The 23126-nt window shown below is 71.1% G+C and carries 24 protein-coding genes and 1 pseudogene; 13 read left to right on the top strand and 12 right to left on the bottom strand.

Annotation, left to right across the window (positions count from 1 at the left end):
• Positions 1–7 precede the first annotated feature (7 nt).
• Positions 8–1525: an MFS transporter gene (locus AB0B61_RS01920; RefSeq protein WP_358426457.1), complete on the top strand. Its 1518-nt coding sequence runs from the start codon at positions 8–10 to the stop codon at positions 1523–1525.
• Positions 1526–1615: 90 nt separating this feature from the next.
• Here the strand turns inward: AB0B61_RS01920 and AB0B61_RS01915 are convergent.
• Positions 1616–2607 (bottom strand): annotated as a pseudogene (locus tag AB0B61_RS01915) (sigma-70 family RNA polymerase sigma factor).
• Between the two features lie 40 nt (positions 2608–2647).
• Positions 2648–3226, bottom strand: coding sequence for an ATP-binding protein (locus AB0B61_RS01910; RefSeq protein WP_358426454.1), 579 nt, complete (start codon positions 3224–3226; stop codon positions 2648–2650).
• A 109-nt stretch (positions 3227–3335) separates the two neighbouring features.
• Between AB0B61_RS01910 and AB0B61_RS01905 the strand changes: the two genes are divergently transcribed.
• Together AB0B61_RS01905 and AB0B61_RS01900 are read left to right on the top strand one after the other, a co-directional pair.
• Entirely contained in the window at positions 3336–3800 is a 465-nt protein-coding gene (locus tag AB0B61_RS01905) for an SAM-dependent methyltransferase (RefSeq protein ID WP_358426451.1), read from the top strand.
• A gap of 108 nt (positions 3801–3908) precedes the next feature.
• Entirely contained in the window at positions 3909–4481 is a 573-nt protein-coding gene (locus tag AB0B61_RS01900; protein ID WP_358426449.1) for an FAD-dependent monooxygenase, read from the top strand.
• Between the two features lie 16 nt (positions 4482–4497).
• Here the strand turns inward: AB0B61_RS01900 and AB0B61_RS01895 are convergent, their stop codons facing one another.
• Both AB0B61_RS01895 and AB0B61_RS01890 read right to left on the bottom strand, forming a co-directional pair.
• Positions 4498–4866, bottom strand: coding sequence for a nucleotide pyrophosphohydrolase (locus tag AB0B61_RS01895; RefSeq protein ID WP_358426446.1), 369 nt, complete (start codon positions 4864–4866; stop codon positions 4498–4500).
• 67 nt (positions 4867–4933) lie between these two features.
• Positions 4934–5836 (bottom strand): alpha/beta hydrolase, encoded by a 903-nt coding sequence (locus AB0B61_RS01890; RefSeq protein ID WP_358426443.1) that lies wholly within the window; start codon positions 5834–5836, stop codon positions 4934–4936.
• A 66-nt stretch (positions 5837–5902) separates the two neighbouring features.
• Here AB0B61_RS01890 and AB0B61_RS01885 point away from each other — a divergent pair, with 66 nt between their 5' ends.
• Positions 5903–6442 carry a helix-turn-helix domain-containing protein gene (locus AB0B61_RS01885; RefSeq protein ID WP_358426440.1) on the top strand — a complete coding sequence of 180 codons (540 nt, stop codon included), beginning with the start codon at positions 5903–5905 and terminating at the stop codon, positions 6440–6442.
• Between the two features lie 287 nt (positions 6443–6729).
• On the opposite strand, the gene AB0B61_RS01880 is transcribed toward AB0B61_RS01885, so the two are convergent.
• Positions 6730–7077 (bottom strand): metalloregulator ArsR/SmtB family transcription factor, encoded by a 348-nt coding sequence (locus tag AB0B61_RS01880; RefSeq protein WP_358426437.1) that lies wholly within the window; start codon positions 7075–7077, stop codon positions 6730–6732.
• 81 nt (positions 7078–7158) lie between these two features.
• Between AB0B61_RS01880 and AB0B61_RS01875 the strand changes: the two genes are divergently transcribed.
• The 3 genes from AB0B61_RS01875 (at position 7159) to AB0B61_RS01865 (ending at position 8923) form a co-directional block, all read left to right on the top strand.
• Positions 7159–8196, top strand: coding sequence for a zinc-binding dehydrogenase (locus tag AB0B61_RS01875; RefSeq protein ID WP_358426434.1), 1038 nt, complete (start codon positions 7159–7161; stop codon positions 8194–8196).
• A 65-nt stretch (positions 8197–8261) separates the two neighbouring features.
• The gene (locus AB0B61_RS01870) at positions 8262–8498 is read left to right on the top strand and encodes a hypothetical protein (RefSeq protein ID WP_358426431.1); all 237 of its coding nucleotides are present in this window, start codon (positions 8262–8264) and stop codon (positions 8496–8498) included.
• Positions 8495–8923, top strand: coding sequence for a type II toxin-antitoxin system VapC family toxin (locus AB0B61_RS01865; RefSeq protein ID WP_358426428.1), 429 nt, complete (start codon positions 8495–8497; stop codon positions 8921–8923). The genes AB0B61_RS01870 and AB0B61_RS01865 overlap by 4 nt, the downstream gene beginning before the upstream one ends.
• A 132-nt stretch (positions 8924–9055) precedes the next feature.
• Here the strand turns inward: AB0B61_RS01865 and AB0B61_RS01860 are convergent, their stop codons facing one another.
• Together AB0B61_RS01860 and AB0B61_RS01855 are read right to left on the bottom strand one after the other, a co-directional pair.
• On the bottom strand, positions 9056–9700 hold the full coding sequence (locus tag AB0B61_RS01860; RefSeq protein ID WP_358426426.1) for a response regulator transcription factor: 645 nt from the start codon (positions 9698–9700) through the stop codon (positions 9056–9058).
• Positions 9697–10875 carry a histidine kinase gene (locus AB0B61_RS01855; protein WP_358426423.1) on the bottom strand — a complete coding sequence of 393 codons (1179 nt, stop codon included), beginning with the start codon at positions 10873–10875 and terminating at the stop codon, positions 9697–9699. Before AB0B61_RS01855 ends, AB0B61_RS01860 begins: the two co-directional genes overlap by 4 nt.
• A 133-nt stretch (positions 10876–11008) precedes the next feature.
• On the opposite strand from AB0B61_RS01855, the gene AB0B61_RS01850 reads away from it, so the two are divergent.
• The gene (locus AB0B61_RS01850) at positions 11009–12124 is read left to right on the top strand and encodes a dienelactone hydrolase family protein (protein WP_358426420.1); all 1116 of its coding nucleotides are present in this window, start codon (positions 11009–11011) and stop codon (positions 12122–12124) included.
• A 3-nt stretch (positions 12125–12127) separates the two neighbouring features.
• Here AB0B61_RS01850 and AB0B61_RS01845 read toward each other — a convergent pair whose 3' ends face one another.
• Positions 12128–13429: a glutamate-1-semialdehyde 2,1-aminomutase gene (locus tag AB0B61_RS01845; protein ID WP_358426417.1), complete on the bottom strand. Its 1302-nt coding sequence runs from the start codon at positions 13427–13429 to the stop codon at positions 12128–12130.
• A 163-nt stretch (positions 13430–13592) separates the two neighbouring features.
• Between AB0B61_RS01845 and AB0B61_RS01840 the strand changes: the two genes are divergently transcribed.
• From AB0B61_RS01840 to AB0B61_RS01820, 5 genes are read left to right on the top strand one after another with little or no spacing between them, the layout of a single operon-like run.
• Positions 13593–14396: a fumarylacetoacetate hydrolase family protein gene (locus tag AB0B61_RS01840; protein ID WP_358426414.1), complete on the top strand. Its 804-nt coding sequence runs from the start codon at positions 13593–13595 to the stop codon at positions 14394–14396.
• 9 nt (positions 14397–14405) lie between these two features.
• Positions 14406–15482 (top strand): AraC family transcriptional regulator, encoded by a 1077-nt coding sequence (locus AB0B61_RS01835; protein WP_358426411.1) that lies wholly within the window; start codon positions 14406–14408, stop codon positions 15480–15482.
• Positions 15483–15501: 19 nt separating this feature from the next.
• Positions 15502–16494, top strand: a complete 993-nt coding sequence (locus AB0B61_RS01830) for a BadF/BadG/BcrA/BcrD ATPase family protein (RefSeq protein ID WP_358426408.1) — start codon at positions 15502–15504, stop codon at positions 16492–16494.
• Positions 16491–17840, top strand: a complete 1350-nt coding sequence (locus AB0B61_RS01825) for a hypothetical protein (protein WP_358426405.1) — start codon at positions 16491–16493, stop codon at positions 17838–17840. Before AB0B61_RS01830 ends, AB0B61_RS01825 begins: the two co-directional genes overlap by 4 nt.
• A complete protein-coding gene (locus tag AB0B61_RS01820; RefSeq protein WP_358426402.1) occupies positions 17837–18577 on the top strand; it encodes an SIS domain-containing protein in 741 nt (246 codons plus the stop codon). Before AB0B61_RS01825 ends, AB0B61_RS01820 begins: the two co-directional genes overlap by 4 nt.
• A gap of 78 nt (positions 18578–18655) precedes the next feature.
• Here the strand turns inward: AB0B61_RS01820 and AB0B61_RS01815 are convergent, their stop codons facing one another.
• Genes AB0B61_RS01815 through AB0B61_RS01800 form a run of 4 tightly spaced genes read right to left on the bottom strand, consistent with a single transcriptional unit; the run spans position 18656 to position 23121 of the window.
• On the bottom strand, positions 18656–19972 hold the full coding sequence (locus AB0B61_RS01815) for a transcriptional regulator (RefSeq protein WP_358426399.1): 1317 nt from the start codon (positions 19970–19972) through the stop codon (positions 18656–18658).
• A gap of 8 nt (positions 19973–19980) precedes the next feature.
• The gene (locus tag AB0B61_RS01810; protein ID WP_358426396.1) at positions 19981–20787 is read right to left on the bottom strand and encodes an amidohydrolase family protein; all 807 of its coding nucleotides are present in this window, start codon (positions 20785–20787) and stop codon (positions 19981–19983) included.
• Positions 20784–21521, bottom strand: a complete 738-nt coding sequence (locus AB0B61_RS01805; RefSeq protein ID WP_358426393.1) for an amidohydrolase family protein — start codon at positions 21519–21521, stop codon at positions 20784–20786. The genes AB0B61_RS01810 and AB0B61_RS01805 overlap by 4 nt, the downstream gene beginning before the upstream one ends.
• Positions 21505–23121, bottom strand: a complete 1617-nt coding sequence (locus tag AB0B61_RS01800; protein ID WP_358426391.1) for a heparinase II/III family protein — start codon at positions 23119–23121, stop codon at positions 21505–21507. The genes AB0B61_RS01805 and AB0B61_RS01800 overlap by 17 nt, the downstream gene beginning before the upstream one ends.
• Positions 23122–23126: the final 5 nt, after the last annotated feature.

The following is a 23126-nucleotide window of genomic DNA, read 5'->3' as shown; positions in this document are numbered from 1 at the left end:
TGAAGGCATGGGAAATTCGATGAACAACCTCGCCGGACGACGGGAATGGCTCGGGCTGGGCGTCCTGGCCTCGGTGGCCCTGCTCCTCTCCCTTGACGGGAGCGTCCTCTACCTGGCGCTGCCACGGCTGAGCGCCGATCTGGGCGCGAGCGCGCCGCAGCAGCTGTGGATCCTGGACATCTATTCGTTCATGCTGGCCGGGTTCCTGGTCACGATGGGGACCCTGGGCGACAGGATCGGCCGCCGCCGACTCCTGATGATCGGTGCCGCCTGCTTCGGTGCCGCGTCCGTCCTGGCCGCCTTCTCGGTCAGCGCCGAGATGCTCATCGCCACCCGTGCCCTGCTGGGCGTCGCGGGGGCCACCCTGATGCCGTCGTCGATGGCGCTGCTGCGCAACATGTTCCGGGATCCGAAGCAGATGGGCGCCGCGATCGGGATCTGGTTCAGCTGCTTCATGGTCGGCATGGCGCTCGGCCCCCTGGTGGGCGGCCTGCTGCTGGAGCACTTCTGGTGGGGCTCGGCGTTCCTGCTCGGCGTGCCGTTCATGGTGCTGCTGCTGGCCACCGGGCGGGCGCTGCTGCCCGAGTATCGCGACCCGGCCGCCGGGCGGCTCGACCCGGCCAGCGTCGCGCTGTCGCTGACCGCCATCCTGCCGGTCATCTACGGGCTCAAGGACATCGCCAGGAACGGCGTCAACCCGGTGGCCGTCGCCGCGGTCGTGATCGGTGTGGGCGTCGGCGTGGTGTTCGTCCGCCGCCAGCGCCGTCTGGCCGGCCCGCTGCTCGACCTGCGCCTGTTCGGCAACCGCGCGTTCGCCGCCACGCTCGGGATCATGCTGCTCGGCGGTGTGGTCATGGCGGGAACCACGCTGATGTCCACGACGTACCTGCAGACGGTCGCCGGGCTGTCGCCCCTGAGCGCCGGGCTGTGGCTGGTGCCGCAGAACATCGTGATGATCGCCGCGCTGACGCTCGCCCCGGTCCTCGCCCGCCGGTTCGGGACGGCGTACGCGATGGCGGCCGGGCTGGTGGTCGGCGCCGTGGGGTTGTTCCTGCACACCCAGGTGCCCAGCGTCGGCGGTACGTGGCTGGTCGTGGCCGGTCTGATCCTCGCCTCGGCCGGGATCGCGGTGCCGATGGGCGCGGGCAACGGCCTGATCATGACGGCCGCCCCGGTGGAGAAGGCGGGATCGGCGGCGGCGCTCGGCGAGACCTCCGGCGAGTTCGGGGTGGCCGTGGGCGTGGCCGTGCTGGGCAGCCTCGGTACCGCCGTCTACCGGGGCCAGTTGCCGGACACGCTGCCGGTGGAGGGTGCCCGCGAGAGCATCACCGCGGCGGTGACGGTGGCCAAGGATCTGCCCGGCGTACTGGAGGTCGCCAGGGACGCCTTCACCGCCGGGCTCAACGCGGTGGCGGCGGTCGGCGTGGTGGTCTTCCTCGTCCTCGCCGCCGTCACGGTCGCCGTGCTCCGCCACCACGACCGCGCCGCGCAGGCGGACAACTCGGAGGTACTCGCCGCCGCATGACGCCCTCATCCCATGAGACATCGGCTCGGCTCGGCAGCCCGTCGCCACCAGCCGAGCGACAGGAGCGAGCCGCCGGCCGAGCTGGAGAAGTCAGTCCAGCTCGGCCGCCTTGCGCAGCAGCACAGAGCGTTCGCGCTGGTTGGCGCACAGCCGGGCCGCCAGCTCCAGCTCGGCGCGTGCTTCCGGTCGCCGTCCGAGTCGGGCCAGCAGCTCACCGCGTACGGTCGGAACCAGATGCGAACCCGGCAGCCGGTCCGAGGCGATCAGCTCGTCCACGATGGCCAGGGCTCGCGCCGGGCCTGAGGCCATGGCCACGGCGACGGCCCGGTTGAGTTCGACCACCGGTGGCCGGTCCGGGCCGGGAAACGCGCGGCCGTCAGCTCGCACAACGCCAGCAGGCCGTGCACCTCCGGTTCGTCCGGCTGCAGCGCGGCCAGTGTGCGGGCCAGCCGGATCGCCTCGTAGGCGACGTCGGGGCGCAGCAGCCGGTCGCCCGACGTGGCCGTCGACCCCTCGGTGAAGATCACGTAGAGAACGCTGAGCACGCCGCCCAGCCGTTCCCGGCGCGCGGCGGCCGGCGGCAGCTCGAACGGTACCCCGGCCGCCGCGATCGTCTTCTTGCCCCGGGTGATGCGGGCCTGCACGGTCGGCACGGGTACGAGGAACGCGCGGGCGATCTCCTCGCTGGACAGGCCGCCGACCACGCGCAGGGTCAGCGCCACCCGAGCCTCCGGGGAGAGCACCGGGTGACAGCTGACGAACATCAGCGCCAGCACGTCGTCATCGATCTTGTCGGGATCGATGTCTTGCTCAACCGCCGAGTCGGCCGCCAGCAGGGCGTATCGGTCCTGCAGGGCGGTCCGGCGGCGGATCGCGTCGATCGCCCGCCGCCGGGCCGTGGCCATCAGCCAGCCGGCCGGATTCGCCGGAGAGGCGAGCGGCCACGACACCAGCGCCTCGGCCACCGCCTCCTGGGCCGCGTCCTCTGCCAGCCCGAAATCGCCGGTGAACCGGGTCAGCGCGGCGACGATCCGCGCCGACTCGATCCGCCAGACGGCCTCGACGTCAGCCGCGCCCGTCAGATCTGGCCGTTGCTCTCGCGCCCGGCCCAGTCCTGGACGATCACTGGTCGACCTGCGGGACCTCGTCGCTCCCGGCCACCCGGCGGACCTCGATCTTGGACCCGGGGGCCGCCGGGACCCGCTTGGCCCACTCGATCGCCTCCTCCTCTCGGCCCTCGCACCCACATGTCGAACGAGCGGCCCGCGGATCGACACGGCCCCGGAGAAATCTCTCGCCGCGACGCGACCGATCCCTCCAACCCGCGTTTCGCTCGCCGGCGAGGTCGGCGAGCAGGGTCAGTACCGCGAGGCCGACCAAGAACCGGTCCTGGGCCCCGCCCTCACTTTGGCCGAACGCACCGCGCAGGGCGTCCCGCTGGGCCGCCGGGAGCTCCGCGATGAGCTGCCGGGCCGGTCCCAGCAGCATGTGCAGGGCGGCGAAGGGCAGCTCGGCTTCGGCCTCGACGCCGGTGACGCGGAGCACCAGCGGGTCTCCGACGGCTGTCCGGGCGACCTCCGCCAGCAGCGCCGATTTGCCGATCCCGGCCTGGCCGTACACCACGATGGCGTTGCCCTGGCCGGCCCCGGACTCGGCGATCATCCCCCGCAGGAGGGCGATCTCCGCGTGTCGGCCGATCATGCTGCCCGACCCTACCTAACCGGTGACCGAATCCCGTGAGCCGCCCTCCCTGGTTCCGGTCACCGTGACGGATTCGGCTGAGGCGGCCCGGCCCTTACGGTCATGAGCTATGGAAGATGTGAGCCTGCAGCCGGTGGGGACTGTCGTCGGCGGGCGTACCGAGGCGTTCGACGACGACTGGAACACCGAGGAGGCCGTGATCCGGCTCGACGGGAGCCGCTTCGCGCCGGACTCCCTGGCCGGTTTGGAGGCGTTCTCGCACCTGGAGGTGGTGTTCCAGTTCCACCTCGTGGACCCCGCTTCGGTGAACACCTCGGCCCGCCGTCCCAGGGGCAACCCGGACTGGCCGCTGGTGGGCATCTTCGCCCAGCGCGGCAAGAACCGCCCGAACCGGCTGGGCGTCTCCCGCTGCCGCCTGCTCGGCGTCGACGGCCTCGACGTACGCGTACGCGGTCTGGACGCCATCGACGGCAGCCCGGTCCTCGATCTCAAGCCCTATATGGCGGAGTTCGGCCCGCAGGGCGAGGTCGTACAGCCGGCCTGGTCGACCGAACTCATGCGTCACTACTACTGAGGGGACTCCACCAGATGAATGCCAAGCTTCCAGCCAGTACGGACGTCCTGATCGTCGGCGCGGGACCGGCCGGCCTCTTATCTCGACTGGACGGGACCCGCCGACGAGGTGGCGCTGTACTTCGCCCCGGAGGGGGTTGCCGTGGTCGCCCCGCTGCCGGGCGGCCGTCACCGGATCGTCGCGACGGTCGACGAGGCTCCCGAGCACCCCACTGTCGCCGGCATCCAGGCGCTGCTCGACGCCCGTGGTCCCCGCGCTCACCGGTCCATGGTCACCGGCCTGGTCTGGAGTTCCCGCTTCCGGGTCCACCACCGGCTGGCCGACCACTACCGGGCGGGCCGGCTCTTCCTGGCCGGAGACGCCGCCCACGTCCACAGCCCGGCCGGCGGCCAGGGCATGAACACCGGCATCCAGGACGCGCTCAACCTGGCCGGGAAGCTCACCGCCGTGCTGCGCGACGGCGCTCCGGAGACGGTCCTGGACGAGTACGAAGCGGAGCGCCGCCCGGTCGCCGAGGAAGTGGTCGCCTTCACCCACAAGATGACGAAGATCGCGACCGTGGGCAACTCCCCGCTGCGGGTCCTGCGCAACACGGCCCTGCGCGCCCTGGACTGGATCCCGGCGGTCCACCACACGATGGCGATGAACCTGTCCGAACTGGCGACGGCCGACAGGCACTGAGCGAGCGCGTCCGGGGTCAGGCGCCGGGTGGCCGGTTGAGGGGCGGGGCCTTTCTGGCGGAGCCGCGGTAGAGGTCGGCGTCGTAGCGTTGTTCGCCCTCGTCGAGCTTGGCGTTGGCGGCCGCCACCAGGTCGACGCCGAGCACGTCCGCCAGCCGTACCAGATAGAGCGTCACGTCGGCGAGCTCCGAGCGGACCCGGGCGAGCGCCTCGGGGTCGAGGCCGGCCGACTCGTCGGGGGTGAGCCATTGGAACTCCGCCAGCAACTCCCCCGCCTCTCCTGCCAGCGCCATGGCGAGGTTCTTCGGCGTGTGGAACTGCTCCCAGTCTCGCGCACGCGCGAACTCCCGCTGCCGTTCGGCGAGTGGCTCCAACTCGTTCGTCACGCCTGACGACCTTAGCGGGCCGCGCGGCGCCCGCCGTCACTTGCCGAGGAGGCCATGAAGGTCGTGGTCACCTGTTGAGGAGGTCGTGGATCGCCTGGAAGACGGCGTCGGGGCGGCGGAAGATGATGGAGGCGTGTCCGACGTCGTCGACCAGGCGGTTCTCGCCGCGCGAAACCGAGGCGGCCAGCGCGTCATAGAGTCGCCGCTTGCCGTCGATCTCCTCGCGCAGCAGTGATTCGGGAGTGCCCTGGGACACTGCTTCCTTGAAGGCGTCGATACCCGTGGCGGTGAGCACGATCAGCGGCACGTCGGGCAGCCGCCCCGCTCCGCGTACCTCGTCGTGGAGCTGGTAGCGGTTCGCCGCCTCCTGGGCGCCGATCCCTATCCATTCGGGACTGACATGGCGTTCGACGAGCAGCTCGCGGGTGGCCGCCGGCCAGTCGGCCAGCACCTGCGTGAACAGGCCGCGGTAGAACTGGATGACCTCGTCGGGCAGCTCCTCGGGAATCGCCTGGTCGGGGTCCCATTCGGCCCAGGTCTCGACCAGCTTCGGGGGCATGTACGCGTCGTAGTCCTCATGTTCGGGTTCGACCAGGACCAGACTCGACACCTCGCCGGGGAAGCGCTGCGCGTAGTGGCGGGCGTACAGGCCGCCGAGGGAATGGCCGACCAGCAGGTACGGCGCGGGCACGCCGGCGACCCGCAGCAGCTCGCGCAGCTCGTCGGTGACCTCGGTGGAGGTGCGCGGCAGCTCGGCCCGGTCGCTCCACCCCGTCCCGGCACGGTCGTAGAGCACGCTCGTGGTGAGCTCGGCGGCTCGCTCCTGGACGTTCAGGAAGTCCATGCCGGACGATCCGGCCCCAGGCAGGAACACCACCGCCGGGCTCCCGTCGCCCGATCGGTGCAGCGGCAACCGCCGCCCGCCCACCTCGTAGAACCGCCCCAGCGGAAGCGTCGGTTGGTCCTTCATCGCTAGCTCCTCGTGCCGTTGCTTTCCCAAGTTTGGGAACAGTACCAGATATGGGATCGTAGCCAGATGGACACGCTTGACTTGCTCCTGCACCCGGTACGGCTGCGCATCGTGCACGCCATGTCCGGCGGGCTGACCCGCACCACGTCCGACCTGTGCGCTCGCCTGCCCGACGTCCCCAAGACCACGGTGTACCGGCACGTGGGCCTGCTGGCCGAGGCGGGAGTGCTGGAGGTGGAGGGCGAGCAGCGGGTGCACGGCGCCGTCGAACGCCACTACCGGCTACGCCGGACGCGGGCGGTGATCGATCAGGACGCGGCCGCGTCGATGTCCCTGGAAGACCATCGGCACGGCTTCGCCGCGGCCATGGCGGCCCTGCTCGCCGAGTTCAACGCCTATCTCGACCGGGAGAACGCCGACCCGACCGCGGACTCGGTGTCCTACCGCCAGTTCCCGCTCTGGCTCAACCAGGACGAACTCACCGAAATGATCAGCGACATGGTCGGCGTCATCATGCCCCGGCTACAGAACGAACCCGCACCGGACCGCAGCCACCACCTGCTGAGCACGATCTTCTTTCCGACCGAGTCACCGACCTCAGGGTGAGGGTGGGCCGTCCCTCACCCTGATGACCGTATGGGCCTATGGGGTGGGCCACCCCGCGCCGCCGAACGCGAACGGTCGCGCCAGGCGCGGTTGCCGCACGATCGGGCACTCCAGACTTTGGAAGCTCTGTCACAGCCGGGCCGGCTGCCGGACGAGCCGCTGCGACGTCAGGTGCTGCCGCCGGCGGTCGAGGCACTGGCCGCCGCCGTCTACGAAGCACTGACCACCGATCGAGCCACGCCGGGAAGATCCCGAACGGCGTCCGCCGACGGAATGATCTGCTGGTGTCAGGTATTGGCCGAGTCAGCCTGACGGTCATATGCCGAGACGATGGTGTCCAGGAGGCGGGGGAAGCGGGCGTCGAGTTCTTCGAGGCGGAGTGTGGTCCAGCGGCGGTTGCCGTCCTCGCGCTGGCGGATGACGCCGGCCTCGCGTAGCACCCGGAAGTGGTGGGTGAGTGTGGAAGGCGCGACGTCGACCGGGAAGGTGCCGCAGGCTCGCTCGGGATCGGCGCGCAGGGTCCGCACGATGGTCATGCGGGTGGGATCGGCGAGGGCGTGCAGAACGTCCAGCACGTCAATGGCACCGGCGTCCGGGTGAACCAGCGCCGCGCGGCGGCCGTGAGATCTGGGCATCTCGTTCCTCTCTTTCGACAAACATCGTACAAGTATGATACGACTTTCGTTGTACGACGAACATCGAACAAGGAGCCTCGGATGCGCGCTTTGGTGATGACCGCACCGTCACAGGGATCGGACCGTACGCATGTCCAGACGATCGACGAACCCCGCCCGGGGCCAGGCGAAGTGACGATCGATGTCGCATACGCCGGGGTCAACTTCATGGACGTGATGGCCCGCCGCGGTGACCCTGGATACGCCTCCGCCTGGCCGTACGTACCCGGCCTGGAGGTGTCCGGCCTCGTACGAGCGGTCGGCACGGGTGTTGATCTCGAAATCGGACAGCGGGTGGCCGCGTTCACGCGAGGAGGCGGCCTGGCCGAAGTCGCACTCGCGCGAGCGCCGCTGACCGTAGCCATACCGGACGGGATCTCCCTCGCGACCGCGGCAGGCGCCCCGATGGTCTTCTCGACCGCCCTGCTACTGCTGACCGACGCGGCTCGGCTTGGCCCGGGCGAGAACGTGCTGGTGCATTCGGCCGGTGGCGGCGTGGGCAGCGCGCTGGCGCAGTTGGTGCCCGCGTTAGGTGGCGGACTGCGCATCGGGACCGTCGGCCGTACCGACAAGATCGCCTCGGCCCAGAAGAGCGGCTATGACGTCGCGTTCGCTCGTGGAGATGACCTGGCCGAGGCGGTACGGACAGCCACCGGCGGGAGCGGCGTCGACGTCGTACTGGACCCGCTGGGCACCAGCATGCTCGACCTCGATCTGGCGGTTACGGCGCCCGGCGGGCGAATCGTACTGTTCGGCAATGCCGGCGGCGGGCAGCCCGCTCCTCTCCCTCCCGCGGGGAGGCTGATCGGCGGCAACGTCTCGATCGGCGGTTTCAGCATCAGCAGCCTGAGCGCCTCCGCTCCGGAGCGCGTCGCCGCAGCCCTGCGCCGCGTCCTGGACCTGATCGCCGCCGGTCGGCTCAATGCTGACGTCACAGAGGTGGATTCCCTGTCCGATGTGCCTGCGGTGCACCAACTGCTGGCCGATGGCCGCGGCCGGGGCAAGTACGTGGCACGAGTGGTCTCCACGAGACGGAACGCGGTTACGCACGGACACCAAGGCCCTGACCAGCGCCGTTGAACGGATCCCTAGCCGTTCAAGCACTTCCACCTGCTGAGATAACAATCGAGCGTACACTCGAAGACGTGACCGCCGCCCATGACTACGACGACGTACATCACCTCGTCGAGCAACTGACCCCCGACCAACTCGTCGAGGTCCGTGCCCATGCGCTCCGGCTGGTCACAGGTCGACGGACCTTCGTGCCGTGGAGCGAAGCCAAGCGCACCGCCCAGCGCCTGCCACACATCGACCACGCCGAGTTCCGTAACGACGTCGACGCAGTGCTCGACCAGAACACCCTGCTCGGTGACGATCGGTGAGCAACCCGATCAACGTCCTGCTGGACACCTCTGCCATCATCGACCTCGAACGGCTCGACGATCAGCACATCGCCGACAACCTCGGTTGCCGACCCGGCGATCTTCGTCCAGCCGTCAGCTCCATCTCCATGGCCGAGCTAGCAGCCGGTCCACACGCAGCCAAGACCTTCGATGAGCGGGCCATACGCCAAGCAAGGCTGCAATGGGCAGAATCCACCTTCGACCCCGTCCCCTTCGACCACGACGCGGCCCGCTCCTACGGAATCATCTACGCACTCGTCCTCAACCTTGGCCGCCAGCCCCGCAAGCGCCTCGCCGACCTTCTCATCGCATCGGTCGCCGCAGCGAACAACCTACCCCTGGTGACCCGCAACCCCGACGACTTCGCAGGACTGGATTCACACGTCCGGATCGTCGCCGCCTGAACCAGCCGGCGGCCATCGAAGACGGTGGCGAACTTGGCGTCCTGATCACGGATGAGGAAGCGGAACGATCTTGCCCGGCCCTCGGAGGTCGATCAGGAGCTTCCGCGCTCGTGGCGCACTTGAAAGCCAAGCTCAGAGGTCGGCGTCGTGGACGAGGATGGCGGCCTGGACGCGGTTGGTCAGGCCGAGTTTGGCCAGTACCCGGCTCACGTGCGCCTTGACCGTCGCCTCCGAGAGGCGCAGGGCGCGGCCGATCTCGGCGTTCGACAGGCCGCGGGCGAGGGCTCTGATCACGTCCTCCTCGCGGCCGGTGAGCGCGGCGAGTTGTCTGCGGGCCGCGTCCGACCGCGAAGGTGCCCGGTCCACGAACGCGTCGATCAGGCGCCTGGTGACCGACGGAGAGAGCATGGCCTGGCCGGCGGCCACCGTACGGACGGCGGCGGTCAGGTCTCTGGGCGGGGTGTCCTTGAGCAGGAAGCCGACCGCACCGAGCCGTAGGGCCTCGTGGACGTACTCGTCCAGGTCGAACGTGGTCAGCATGACGATCTTGGGCGGGTCCGGGGCGGCCAGCACGCGGGCGGCGGCGGTCAGGCCGTCGGTGCCTGGCATCCGCACGTCCATGAGCACCACGTGCGGCCTGAGCCGGGCCGCCGCCCCGACGGCCTCCTCGCCGTCCCTGGCCTCGCCCACCACCACGATGTCGTCGGCCGTCTCCAGGATCATCCGCAACCCGGACCTGACCAGGGCCTCGTCGTCCACGACCAGCACCCGGATCATGCCGCGGCCCGCACCGGGATGTCGGCGGTGACGCGGTAGCCGCCCTCCCGCCTGGGGCCCGCCGCCAGCGATCCCCCGAGCAGCTCGACACGCTCACGCAACCCCGCCAGCCCCCATCCCGCACCGGGCAGCGACCGCTCCGCACCCGACTCGTCCGGCAGCGACCGCTTCGCGCCCGGCCCGTCAGCGGTGCCTCGGTTCAGGATCTCCACCTGGAGTGTGTCGTTCAAAAAGCGCACGTGTACGTCGGTGTGGGCGTCGCGGGCGTGTTTGTGCACGTTGGTGAGTGCCTCCTGAACCACCCGGTAGGCGGTCCGCTCCACCGTCGAGCCGAGTGCGCGTGGCCGGCCATGATCGTGCCTGCGTACCGAGATGCCCAGCGCGCGCGACTGGTCGAGGAGCCGGTCGAGGTCGGCCAGCGTGGGCTGCGGGCTGAGCTCGGCGGGCTGCTGGTTCGAGCGGAGTACGCCGAGCAGCTCGCGCAGGTTGGCGAGCGCCTCCCGCCCGATGCCGCCGATCATGGACGCCGTACGGGCCGTGGGCTCGTCGGCGGCCCGTACCTCCAGGGCGCCCGCGTGCAGCACCATCAGCGAGACCCGGTGCGCGACCACGTCGTGCATCTCCCTGGCGATGCGCGCCCGTTCCTGGGCCCTGGCCTGCTCGGCCCGCAGCACCTGCTCGCGTTCGAGCCGGTCGGCCCGCTCCCTGGCGGCGGCCAGCACGTCGCGCCGGGCCCGGGTCCAGAGCCCGAACACGAACGGCAGCCCCACCAGGGCCATGGCCATCAGCGTCACGTTGGCGGGGGTCGCCGTGACCATCTCCCTGCGTCCGCCGATCAGGTCGCCGACGACGACGGCAGCGCCGAGCGCCACGGCGGTCCCGCCCAGGTAGCTCGCGATGCCGCGGGGGCCGCGCAGGGTCGTACCGGCGTAGTAGGAGGCGACTATGAGCGGCGGCCACATCACCAGCCACACGTAGAAGACGGCACCGAGCACGGCGAGCGGCCACCACGAACGCCGTGCCCACCACGCCGCCACGCCCGCGGCGGCCGCCGTCGTGACGAACACCGGCGACGTCATGCCGTCCGTCTGGTCGAACGGCACCGCGGACACCACGAACACGGCCAGCCCGAGCAACACCGGCAAGCTGCCCTCGATCCGTCTGCTCACCTGCATGTTCGTCAGCTTATGGCGCGACGCGAGGCCGCCGCCCGGGCCGATCGTCGATCGGGACCACTACGAAAGGAGGGGGTGCCGGTCGACTTCCCGGGCAAGCCGGGCCGGTGGGTCCGGGCCCAGGCTGGCCGTCATGAAACGACACCTGATCGTGGCCCTGGGCGTGGCCCTGCTGGCGACGCCGACCGTACAAGCACAAGCACAAGCACAAGCGGGCACGTCGTTGCCTGCGCCCACCGGGAAGTACCCCGTCGGGCTGGCCTCCCTGCATCTGGTCGACGCCGATCGTCCCGATCCGTGGGTGCCGCAGGACGGGCCGCGGCAGCTCATGGTCTCCCTGTGGTACCCGGCCGCCAAGGCGGGCACGCGGCCGGCTCCCTACGTGACGCCGCAGGAGTCGGCGCTGATCGTCAAGCCCTATCCGAACGTCCCCGCCCACACCCTGGCCAAGACCCGGACGTACGCCACGATCGACGCGAAGCCGCTCACCCGCAGCCTGCCGCTCGTGCTCGTGTCTCCGGGCTTCAGCTTCCCCCGCGCGACGATGACCTCGCTGGCGGAGGACCTGGCCAGCAAGGGGTACCTGGTCGCGGCCGTGGAGCACACCTATGAGTCGGTGGCCACCACGTTCCCCGACGGGCGGACCACGACGTGCGCGGCGTGCGCCGGCGAGAACACCGAGGAGAGAGGGGCCGCGATCGCGAAGAGCCGGGTGCTCGACCTGTCGTTCGTGCTCGACCGGCTCACCGCCAAGAGCGGCTGGGGACGGCTGGTCGACAGGTCGCGGATCGGCGTGGTCGGCTTCTCGGCGGGCGGCAACGCGGCCCCGCAGCTCATGGCCGCCGACAAGCGGGTGCGCGCCGGGGTGAACCTCGACGGGAGCTACAACCCGAAGCAGCCCACGGGGACGGTACGCGGGCCGCTCCTCATGATGGGCACCAAGGAGAACCACACGCCGGCCGGCGACGTGTCGTGGGTCAACTGGTGGCCGAAGGTGAACGGGTGGAAGCGCTGGCTGTCGGTCACGGACACGGATCACGCCTCGTTCACCGACTACGCGGTGATCAGGCCGCAGGTGGGCCTGCCCGCACCCGCGCTGGGCGGTGAGCGCGCCGTGTCGATCACCCGGGCGTACGTCGGCGCCTTCCTCGACCGGCACCTGCGCCGGCAGCGGGAGCCGCTGCTGGACAAGCCATCGAAGAACTACCCCGAAGTGACGTTCTGGCCTGAGACCGCCTCGCGGCGCTGAGGGTCACAGAGCCCCGAGGGCGTCGGTGAAGGCGTCGACGGTGGCGGTGATGTCCGCCTCCGTGTGTTCCGTGGACATGAACCACAGGCCGCGCGGCACCATGTTGACGCCTCGCTCGAGCAGCGCCGCGTGCAGCCGGCCCATCATGGCGCGGTCGGTGGCGGCGAAGTCCCGGTAGTCGCGTACGGTACGGGCGCCGGTGAAGTACGTCTGGAAGACCGGCCCCGGCCCGGCCACGAGCATCGGCACGCCCGCCTTGTCCGCCGCCGCCCTGAGGCCCTCCATCAGCGCTTCGCCACGCGCGAACAGGGTGCCGTAGACCTCCTCGCGCTGTTCGTCCAGAATGCGCAGCGTCGCCTCGGCGGCCGCGATGCCGACGGGCTGGCTGTTGAACGTGCCCGCGTGGGCGACCTTCCCCGCCGAGATGTGGTCCAGGACGGCCGCCTTGCCGGCCAGCGCGGACACCGGCATGCCCCCGGCCATGGCCTTGCCGAAGATCGAGAGGTCGGGGGTGATGCCGAGATACTCCTGCGCGCCGCCGGGGGCGAGCCGGAAACCGGTGATGATCTCGTCGAAGATCAGCAGAGTGCCGTGGCGGTCGCAGAGCTCGCGTACAGCCTGGAGGTAACCGGGGTCGGGTTCGATCGCCCCGGTGTTGCAGAGCACCGGCTCGGTGATGACGGCGGCGATCTGGCCGGCGTGCTGGTCCATCAGGCGGGTGAGGGCTTCGAGGTCGTTCCACGGGCAGATGATCAGGTCGTCGGAGTGGCCGTGCTGCTGACCCGCCGTACCCGGCACGGCGACCGGCGCGGCGGCGGGACCCGCCAGGTCGACGGCGGGGTGCACGCTGTAGAGGACCGGGTCCAGCCAGCCGTGGTAGTGGCCCTCGAACTTGAGGATCTTGGACCTCTCGGTGTAGCCGCGGGCCAGCCTGAGGGCCGCGTGCACGGCCTCCGAGCCGACGGTGTTGAAGCGGACCCGTTCGGCCGAGGGCACCATGGCGCACACCCGCTCGGCCACCCGTACCTCGGCCGCGTGCTGGGCCGAGTAGACGATGCCGCGGGCGACCTGCGCGGCGACCGCCTCCGCCACCGGGGCGGGGCAGTGGCCGAGCAGGGCGGGGCCCTGGCCGAGTACGTAGTCGAGGTAGACGTTGCCGTCCACGTCCCAGATCCGCGCGCCGGCCGCTCGGTCGACGTAGAGGGGGACACCGGCCGTACGGCGGGCATCGCTGGAGACGCCGCCCGCGATGAAGCGCTGGGCGGTGGCGTACAGATCGCGGCTGACGTCCAGATTCCGGGTCATGGGAATCATCAAACGGCGACATATCGCCCGGCGACAAGAAAGAGGGCAAGAAGAGGGTCGAGAGTGCAAATTTCGGTGCTTGTGGAGGTCGCGGGCGCTTGGTGGGCTTGCAGGCATGTTTCTCGGACGTATTCGACGGGCTCCCTCGAGTCCGGTCGAGCTGGTGGCCCGGCGCGCCGGCGGCGAACTGCTCAGCCTCGGCGACCTGGGCGCCGATCCCGTGGCCCTGCTGGACTCCCTCGGGCTCGAGCGGCTCACCGAAGAAGTGGACCGGCGCTGGTCCTCGGGCCCGACACTCGACGAGTCGTCAGTACTCTTCGAGCCGCCGGTGGCCACCTGCACGAAGATCTGCTGCCTGGCGCTGAACTACCTCGCGCACGCGCAGGAGAGCGGCATGGAGGTGCCGCCGGAGCCGGTGCTGTTCTTCAAGCCGCCGTCCGCGCTCACCGGCCACAACCAGCCGGTGGTCGCCCCGGCGCGTACCCGTCACCTGGAACACGAGGTGGAGCTGGCCGTCGTCATCGGCAAGGTGACCCGGGACCTGCCGGCGGAGCGGTGGCAGGAGGCGGTCGCCGGTTACACCGTGATCAACGACATGACGGCCCGCGACCTGCAGCTGGCCAACATCTCCCGCAACGTGCCATGGGACCAGTCGAAGGGGTTCGACACCTTCGCACCGGTGGGTCCGTACCTGGCCACGGTGGACGAGGTGCCCGATCCGCACAAACTGGAGCTGACGCTGGAGGTGGGGGGCGAGATCAGGCAGCGGGCCAACACCGGGCAGATGGTGTTCGGCCTGCCCCGGCTGATCGCCGACCTGTCCGACGGCATGACGCTGATGCCGGGCGACCTGATCGCGACCGGCACCATAGCCGGCATCGCCCCGCTCAAGGACGGTGACACCATGCGGGCGACGGTGGCCGGAGTCGGCACACTCGTGAATACGGTCCAATTTCGGTCCGCCTAAAGTAGAGCCATGACCTATGCCGTGGCCGCGCTCGTGGATCTCGATGACTTCATGGCTGCCGAGCAGACCCGAGGGCGGCTGTGGGCACGCCGCCAGCTCGGGCATGCCGACCAGGTGGTACGGGCCGCCGCGAACGGGCGCCCGGGAGCGATGTGCCGTCCGCAACCTCCGGAGGAGTGGCTGGTCCTGCTGACCGGCGACGATCCGGACGCGCTGATGTCCGACGCGGCCGAACTGGCCGAAGAGGTACGCGCCCGGATGGTCCGCGAGACGGTGTGGACCGCCACGGTCAGCCTGGGCGCGCCGAGCCTGGCATCCGGAGCGGCGGAACAGGACGCCAGGCGGGTCAACGACTACAAGCTCGTCCTGGGCGGCGACCGGGTGATCCCCCCTCCGCCGCACGGTACGGCCGCCCTGACGCCTCCGGTACGCATCGAGCAGGAACTGGCCAGGACGGTACGGGCCGGCGATCGCAACGGCGCGGCCGGGTTATTGGCCAGGTGGGTGGACAGATGCGCGAGCGAGCGTGACGTCGACCCGCGGACCCTGCGCAACTGGCTCATCGGCGAGCTGCTCTTCGTGGCGGACGTGGCCAACCGGGCCAGGCTGGCCGACGGGTCGACCGACTGGGTGGAGGCCTGCGCCCGGCTGCCGATCGAGGACATCCTCATGGTCGGCGACATCCACGAGCGCTCGTACCTGCACATCTGGCTGCGGGAGACGCTGGGACGGCTGATGCCACCGCCGCCTCGCCGGGACGTCCTCACCCTGGCCGAGGCGTACATGGCCGAGCACTACACCGACCCGGCCCTGCGCCTGGCGACGGTGGCCGGAGCTGTGAGCGCGAGCCCGTTCTACATCTCGCACCTGTTCGCCGGGGAGCGGCGGACGACGTTCCTGCGCCACCTGACGGGGCTGCGGCTGCGGCACGCGCGCCGGCTGCTGTCCACCTCCGTCCTGCCCATCGACGTGATCGCCGCGCACACCGGCTATCCGAGTACGAAGGCGCTGCGCGCCGCCTTCCGGCGACACGTCGGCTGCTCTCCGACGGAGTATCGCCGGAACAGATTCCAGTCCGGACCGTGACCGGGGAGTGAGGCCCACCATGGATGTGGCGATCGACGGCGGCCAGACGGGGCTGCGGCTGGGCCTGGCTGTGTCCGGACAGGTCCGGGAGGTTCGAGAGGTCCCCGGCCTGTCGTACGCGGAAGGCTCGCCGGTCGAGGCCGTGCTCGCCCGGATCGAGACGGCTTGGGGCGAGGCCGCTGATCGGAGCGGTACGGACTGGGGTACGACCGACCGGATCGGGGTGGGCTGGGGTACGACCGACCGGATCGGGGCGGGCTGGGGCGAGGTCGACACAATCTGCCTGGGGTTGACCACGATCCTGGACGACCCGGACAAGCTGGCCGCCCGCCTCCTCACGATGGCCCGGCGTGTGCTGATCACCACTGATGTGGTCACCTCGCACGCGGGCGCGTTCTCCGGCGGTCCGGGCGTGGTGCTAGCCGCAGGCACCGGCGCCATCGCCCTGGGCATGGGCGTGGGCACGGGCGTACGCGGCGAGATCCGGCAGGCGGATGGCTGGGGCTACCTCTTTGGTGACGCGGGCAGTGGGTTCTGGATCGGCCGGCGCGGGCTCGACGCGGCCTACCGAGGGTTCGACGGCCGGTCCGCGCCGGGCCCGCTCACCGAGCGCGCCCGCGCCGTCTTCGGTGACCTCGCCGAGCTTCCCGCCAAGCTCTACCTGGCTCCGGACGCGGTGGCGCGGGTCGCGCGCTTCGCCGTACACGTCCTGGAGCTGACCGAAGACCCTACGGCCCGCGCCATCGTCGAGGAGGCGGGCCGTGAGCTGGCGAGCACGGTGGCCGCCGCTGCCCGTTGTTTCCCGGCGGGCGCCACGGTGCCCGTCGCGTGGACCGGCCGCTTGTTACGCGACCCCGTACTGCGTGCCGGGTTCGAGGCCGAGCTGGCGCGGCGGCTGCCCCAGGCCCGCCTGCAGCCCCCCATGGGCGACAGCCTCGCGGGCGCCGCTCTGCTGGCCGCCGCCGACGACCTCGGCCGCTACGACACGATGATCAGGACGGTACGGCGATGAGAGTGGGATACGGCAGAGTCGAGTTCGCCGTGCCGGACGGCACTCCGATGGGCGGCTACCTCGATCGCCCCGGACCGTCCACCGGGCGGCTCGACCCGCTGGAGGTCAGCGCGGTCACCTGGTTCGACGGAGAGCGCCGCTTCGCGCTGGCCACCGCCGACGTCATCTGCGTCAACGAGGACCTGGCCCGGCGAGCCAGGCAGCTGGTCGGCTGTGAGCTGTGGCTCGCCGCCAGCCATACGCACGCGGGACCCGAGACCGGCTGCGTGCCCGGCGGCGGGCCGACGCCGGAACTGTGGCTCACCCGGATCGCCGAAGCGACCCTGGCCGCCGTACAGCAGGCGATCGACAGTGAGCAGCCGTGCGCGGGCACGGTCCACTACGGCGAGCTACGCGGAGTCGGCGCCGACCGGAGCAGACCGTCGGCCGAGGCGACGGTGCCGCTCGACCTGATCGCAGTCAGAGCCGACGGGCTCGCCGGAGTCCTGGTGGTGCTGCCCGTCCATCCCACCGTCCTGCCTGCGGCGAACCGCCTGACCAGCGCTGACCTGGTGGGGTCCGTACGCCGCAGCCTGCGGGATCGGCTCGGCGGGGGCGTGTGGGTCGTGGTCGCCACCGGCGCGGCCGGCGACATCAGCACCCGGCACACCCGGCGGGGCCAGGACCCGGCCGAGCTGGACCGGCTCGGCGGGGTCGTCGCGGATCGCTGCACCGAACTGCTCGCCGGGCCCGCGACCCAGGGCTGGTCGGCGAGCTCGCGGATCTCCTCGGCCGAGCGGCGCCTGACGCTCCAGCCCACCTCCGTGGCGGCCGACCCAGCGCCGCTCACCGCCGACTACGAGGCCGCGCTGGCCGCAGGCGACCCCGTCGCCACCCGCCTGGCCCGCAGCAGGCTGGACGGCGTACGCGCTCGCAGCGGGCTGGAGAGCGGTCGCGCGCACAGCGGGCAGGAAAGCGAGCGCTGGACAGAAGGCGGGCGCTGGACGGAAAGCGGGCATGCGGACAACGGGCCGGAGGGCGTAGCCGCGCGGAGCGAGCCAGAGGACATGGCCGCGCCCAGCGCTCCCCCAGCCCCCATCGGTGTCACCGTGCACGCCGCTCGTCTCGGCGGGCTCGCCATGGTCGGGCTGCCCGGTGAGCCGTTCCTCGCCGTCGCCGAGAGCCTGCGCGCCACGGATCACCGGGAGCCGGTGGTCGTCCTCGGCTACGTCAACGGCTATCCCGGCTACCTGCCCACCATCGACGCCTACCAGCGGACCGAGTACGAGGTGCTGGCCAGCCCGGTGGCACCGGGCAGCGCCGAGTTGCTCGCCGAGACCGCACGACACCTCCTGGAGGAATCTTGATCGACCAGAACGCGTACGCCGAGACCGCACGGACAGCCGTGAACCGGTTGCTCGACGCGGAGCGGTCCGTGATCGAAGAGGCTGGTGGCCTGATCTTCGCGGCGTTGCGGGCGGGCGGAGTGCTGCAGGCGTTCGGCACCGGCCATTCGAGGTCGGTCGCACTCGAGCTCGTGGGCCGGGCCGGCGGCCTGGTGCCGGCCAACCAGCTCGGCATCCGCGACGTCGCCTACTACGGAGACGCCTCGCCACGGGACATCCTGGACCCGAAGATCGAGCGGGAGCCAGGTCTGGCCTCGCGCATCTGGGAGCTGGCCGACATCAGGCCGGAGGACATCTTCGTGATCATCTCGAACTCCGGCGGCAACGCGTCCATCGTGGAGATGGCCCGCCTGGCCGTGACGCGGGGACACCGGGTCATCGCCATCACCTCGCGCGCCCACACCGCCGAGCTCTCCGTGGACGAGCGGCTGGCCGACCTGGCCGACGTGGTCATCGACAACGGCGCACCGTACGGGGACGCGGCCCTGCCCCTGCCCGGCGGCGGCGCCATCTGCCCGGTCTCGAACCTCACCGGTGTGCTGATCGCCCAGCTCCTGGTCGCCGAGGTGGCCGGCCGTTTCCTGGCCGCCGGGCAGGAGCCGCCTGTCTTCAGGTCCGCCAACACACCCGGCGGGGACGCGTACAACGACAGGCTGCTGGAGGGGTACGGCTCCCGCGTCCGCCTCGGCGACGCCTGAGCGACGACAGGCCCACACGTACAGCCGAGCGACGACAGGATCGCCCGTATGCCTGAGCGACAACGGGCCCGCGTACGCCTAAGCCTTGACGAGTCGGTACGGCTGGCGGGGCCGCCCCGCCTGTGTGCCCTTGACCGGTGGCATCGGCCAGGCCAGCCCCTCCTCCGCCAGGCTCTGCAGCACCCGGCGGGCGCTGCGCGGCGCGATGGCCAGTACGTCGGCCACGATCTCGGCGTCGACCACCATCGCGTCGGGACCGTCGCCGAGCCCTTCGACCAGCCGGTCCAGCAGCTTGGCCGCCTTGGTGGTGGCCACCGGGCCGCTCTCGGGCTGGCGGCGCCGGCGTACCGGCAGCGAGAGCGCGGTGCCGTCCCCGCTGACCAGGTACGCCGCCGCGGCGCCGGCGTTGCGGGCCTTCTCCACGGCGACCAGCGCGTTGGCGTCGGCGTCCCGGGCCGTGCCGCCGAGGCCGATGCCGACCTCGGCCGCCACGCCGATGTCCGCGAGGATCCGGTCCATGAACGGCGCCACCCTGAACCCCTCGGTCGCCTGGCGCAGCGCGCCGAGCGTGGTGGTCACCACGTAGCTGTTCTCGTCGCGCGGCACCACGGTCGCGCCCATCAGCCGGGCGTCGGCCAGCAACGACTGGTGCAGCGACAGCTTGAGCTCCTGCTGCCAGTAGTTGCCCGGCCCCGAGTAGCTGGGCCTGGCCGAGGCGGCCAGCTCGACGACCACGATGGCGATCTGCGCGTCCTCCAGCCGGCTGCCCGTGCCGAGCAGGGCGGCGGTGTTGAGCGCGACGCGCAGCGTGTGGGACGTGGGCAGCATGCGCAGCACCGGCACCCCGGCGGCGGTCAGCTTCGTGGCCACGCTCCTGATCGTGGTCAGCGCCGCGGTGGTGGCGCCCTGCCGGTAGAGGCGTTCGTGGAACTCGATGAAGCCGCGGGCCGACTCCGGCTGGTCGTACTCCGACAGATGGACCTCCGCCGTGCTGACCCCGATCTCCCCGTAGGCCTCCTCGACGTCGGCCGCGCGCAGCGAGTCGATGCTGACCCGAGCCGGGTCGAGGCCGTGGGTGAGCACCCCGCGCAGCAGGCTCGCGTACAGGCTGGCCCCGCTCATCGGCACGAACGTCGCCGGAACGGGCAGCTCGCCCGCCTGCCTGGCCAGGTCGTGCTGGAGCGGTCCGGTGAAGAGCACCACGTCGATGCTGTCGGAGATCTTGGCGAATTTCTCGTAGGTCTCGTGCTCTTCCGCGTGTGACGCGCCCACCAGCCGCCAGTCGGCGGCGGCGGGGAGCTCGGCCCCGATCATCATGATCTGCTGGACGAGATCGTTCGGCCCCACGATCCCGATCGCCACCCTGGACCGCGTCTCGGAACGCAGCCGATCCATGATCTTGATCACTCCCGTCCGGATCTCCACTGAAGCAGGCGGGTCATCGTGCCGCCGAGCACGGCGGCTCGGTCCTCCTCAGTGAGGCCACTGAAGATTACCCGTCCCAGCGACATCCGTAGATCAATGAACGGGAAGTCGGACCCGTAGACCACCCGGTCCGCTCCCACCTCTCTCACCATTCTGGCTATGTCGGCGCCGCTGTTGAAGGACCCGCACACCTCGAGCATCACGCCGGAGCGTCGTCGTGCCACCTCGATCGCCGCGTCGAACCCGTTCGGCGTGGCGCCGGCGTGCCCGGCGAGGATCACCACGTCGGGGTAGCGGACCGCGACCTCGTCCACCATGGGCAGGTCGTTGTACGGCGAGCCGTCGTAGGTGTGCGTGAGCACCGGGCAGCCCGTACGCTGCGCGAACTCCCACACCGGAGCGTATCGGCCGCCGGTGAGCGGATAGTCGTGCAGGTCGGGGTGGAGCTTGATGCCGCCGAACCGGTGGTCGGAGCCCCACGTCTCCAGCTCTCCGGCGGGGTCCTGCCAGGGGTTGACGGTGAGGTACCCGGTGAAGCGGTCTGGCGCGCGGCCGACCACCTCGGCGGTCGCCGCGTTCCCCGCCGCGGCGTCCAGCTGGATCGCCAGGTGGCTGGAGATGACCGCGTGCGACACCCCGCACCGGTCCATCACCCGCACCATGCCGTCGGATCCCGCGTCGGGGATGAAGAAGAGGCTGTACGGGCCGACGTGGGCGTGCGCGTCGACGATCCGCACGCTGGTCTGCGGGCGCCGCTCCCACAGAGCCGACGTGAGCGCGTTCACCGGGCGGCCAGGGGCAGCAGGCCGAGCAGGGTGCCGGAGCCGATGGTGGCCACGGCGTCGTCGTCCAGTTCGGCCCACATCAGCCGGGTGACCGCCTCCGCCGGATCTCTGAGCGGCGCCCCGGTGCCGAAGACCACGCGGCCCGCCCCGTACCGCTCGACGAGCCATTCGAGCCCGCAGTGCGAGGACAGGTTGGCCAGCCCGATGTAGACGTTGTCCGTACGGGCGAGCACCCCGGCGGCCTGCCTGAGCAGGCGGTAGCCGAGCCCGCCGACGACGACGGGCAGGCCGGGATGTGCGGCGGCGACCGACTCCAGAGCGGGCCAGCCGAGTTGCGGCGCGTCCACGAGCAGCGGCAGCCCGGCCTCGGCGATGGCGCCGAGCATCGCGGCGGCGTCCGGCCCCGCCAGGTCGTAGCCGTGATCGGCGGGATAGGCGCGGACGGCGCGCACTCCGCCGTCCAGCGCGGCGGCCACGAACTCGGCGGCCGTGCCCGTCTCCCCGCAGGTGTCGGGGAGCATCACCCAGCACGGATGCAGCCGGGGCTCGTCCGCGACCAGGTCGAGGAGCTCCCTGTTGCCCGTCACTGGATCGTGCAGCCACGACAGGGTGTGGCTGACCATGGCCTCGGCGATGCCGAACCGGTCCATCCTGTCCATCGCCTCCGTGATCGAGCCCGTGCCGACATCCCTGCGCGGGTAGCGGCCGAGCATCGCGTCAGCGTCGATCAGCATGAACCATCCAATCCTCGGGGACAGTGGGGAGTTCGTCGCGGTAGGGGAAGATCCCGACGGTGAATCCGCCGTCATGGCGGCGCAGGCCGAGCGAGTGGATCTCGCCGTACGCCGCGGTCCTGGTGGCTGGGTCCGGGATCCGGGCGGGGCCGCTGCCGTACAGGACCTCGTCCGGTGGTTCCAGCGGCACCACGAGGATGCCCGGCCCGCGCGTGCCGGCGTACCCGCCGCCGTGCGCCACCCACGGCGACAGGCCGTGCAGCTGCCAGATCGCCTCCGCGTCGATCCGGTCGGTGATCACCCAGTACGGCGACTCGCCCTTGACGAAGACGATCCGGCGGTCGTGCCGCCTGCCGTAGCCGTGGTGGTGCCCGGCGAAGACGTCCGCCTCGGGCGAGACCGAGAACACGTCGCAGGCCGCCCGGCGGTCCTCGGTGTACTCCTCGCCGGGGACCAGCAGTGTGTTGTGCGCCCTGGTCGCCTGGTACCAGTCGTAGTAAAGAGGGTCATCGTAGGACGGTGGCCCGCCGGCCTCCCATGCCAGCGGCACGCCCCAGCCGGACAGCACGAAGTCGAGCGCCGCGTGGTGGCTGTGCGGCTCGAGTTCGTGCCCCACGTACGGGCCGTAGTTGACCACGGTGTGGAAGCCGCCCGCCCGGAAGGTCGCGTACCCGCTGGCTTCCAGGTTGTGCGACTCCTCGACCGGGCGGCCGAGCTCGGGCCAGACCACACCGCTGTCCTGTAGGTGCGGCACCCAGCCGCCCGGCGTCGCCAGGACCGCCAGCCAGTGCCGCATGGCCAGGTAGCGGGGATGCCGGGACAGCTCCGGCTCGACCGCCGCGGCCCTGTCGACGCTGCCCAGGCACATGTCGTGGTAGCCGGGAGATCGCTCGTGATGCCCGCCGTCGGCGCGTACGTCGTGCTCCAGGTGCTCCAGGATCCGCGCCGTGGCGACCTCGGCCCACAGCGCCGCCTCGGGCAGATCGGCGAACACCCTGGAGGTGTGCAGCAGCTCGCAGGCGGTGACGAACTGCCAGTTGCCGTGCCGGAACGCGTCGTGTTCCTCGGCGGACCACCGGGCCCCGCCGAGCACCGTCTTCATCATCTCCAGCCAGCAGTCGTCGCTCAGCGCGGGCTCGTCGGCGAAGACGGCCAGCGCCTCGGTGACGTACATGGCGCGGGCTCGGATGCCGAGGGAGTACCAGACCACGTCGAGGCCCGGCCAGTCGCCCTGGACCAGGTCGCGGGAGGCGTACCACTGGCGGAACAACCGGTCCCACTCGGCGGCGTGGCGCGGGTCGCCGGTCTCGGCGTAGGCCGTGATCAGCGGGGTCATCCACCTCAGGTAGTGGAAGCCGTACAGCTGGGAGCGGCCGTGGCCCTTGTCCAGGAAGTCGACCTCGATCCCGTGCAGATCGCCCGCGCCCGCCGAGCCGAGGGCCGCCGGTACCGGCCGCGGCCGGCGCCAGGGCCTGGCCGCGGCGACGCTCGGCGCCCTGAGCGCTTCGAGCAGGGCCTCGTCGGTGATGTGCAGCATCCGCACGGGATCGACGTGCGGCGCCTTCTCGACGGGCCCCTTCTCCCCAGGCGCCTTCTCCACCGGCA

The sequence above is a fragment of the Nonomuraea sp. NPDC049158 genome (genome assembly GCF_040648335.1).
Taxonomy (GTDB): Bacteria; Actinomycetota; Actinomycetes; order Streptosporangiales; family Streptosporangiaceae; genus Nonomuraea.
Note: the sequence above shows the minus strand (reverse complement) of the source record. Positions and strands in the feature narration are given on the sequence as shown.

Coding starts and splice junctions, on each gene's coding strand:
- AB0B61_RS01920 (WP_358426457.1), top strand. CDS start 8: ATGGGAAATTCGATGAACAACCTCGCCGGACGACGGGAATGGCTCGGG.
- AB0B61_RS01845 (WP_358426417.1), bottom strand. CDS start 13,429: ATGACCCGGAATCTGGACGTCAGCCGCGATCTGTACGCCACCGCCCAG.
- AB0B61_RS01905 (WP_358426451.1), top strand. CDS start 3,336: ATGGAAGATGTGAGCCTGCAGCCGGTGGGGACTGTCGTCGGCGGGCGT.
- AB0B61_RS01830 (WP_358426408.1), top strand. CDS start 15,502: ATGGATGTGGCGATCGACGGCGGCCAGACGGGGCTGCGGCTGGGCCTG.
- AB0B61_RS01825 (WP_358426405.1), top strand. CDS start 16,491: ATGAGAGTGGGATACGGCAGAGTCGAGTTCGCCGTGCCGGACGGCACT.
- AB0B61_RS01850 (WP_358426420.1), top strand. CDS start 11,009: ATGAAACGACACCTGATCGTGGCCCTGGGCGTGGCCCTGCTGGCGACG.
- AB0B61_RS01910 (WP_358426454.1), bottom strand. CDS start 3,226: ATGATCGGCCGACACGCGGAGATCGCCCTCCTGCGGGGGATGATCGCC.
- AB0B61_RS01875 (WP_358426434.1), top strand. CDS start 7,159: ATGCGCGCTTTGGTGATGACCGCACCGTCACAGGGATCGGACCGTACG.
- AB0B61_RS01855 (WP_358426423.1), bottom strand. CDS start 10,875: ATGCAGGTGAGCAGACGGATCGAGGGCAGCTTGCCGGTGTTGCTCGGG.
- AB0B61_RS01860 (WP_358426426.1), bottom strand. CDS start 9,700: ATGATCCGGGTGCTGGTCGTGGACGACGAGGCCCTGGTCAGGTCCGGG.
- AB0B61_RS01885 (WP_358426440.1), top strand. CDS start 5,903: ATGGACACGCTTGACTTGCTCCTGCACCCGGTACGGCTGCGCATCGTG.
- AB0B61_RS01805 (WP_358426393.1), bottom strand. CDS start 21,521: ATGCTGATCGACGCTGACGCGATGCTCGGCCGCTACCCGCGCAGGGAT.
- AB0B61_RS01815 (WP_358426399.1), bottom strand. CDS start 19,972: ATGGATCGGCTGCGTTCCGAGACGCGGTCCAGGGTGGCGATCGGGATC.
- AB0B61_RS01880 (WP_358426437.1), bottom strand. CDS start 7,077: ATGCCCAGATCTCACGGCCGCCGCGCGGCGCTGGTTCACCCGGACGCC.
- AB0B61_RS01890 (WP_358426443.1), bottom strand. CDS start 5,836: ATGAAGGACCAACCGACGCTTCCGCTGGGGCGGTTCTACGAGGTGGGC.
- AB0B61_RS01835 (WP_358426411.1), top strand. CDS start 14,406: ATGACCTATGCCGTGGCCGCGCTCGTGGATCTCGATGACTTCATGGCT.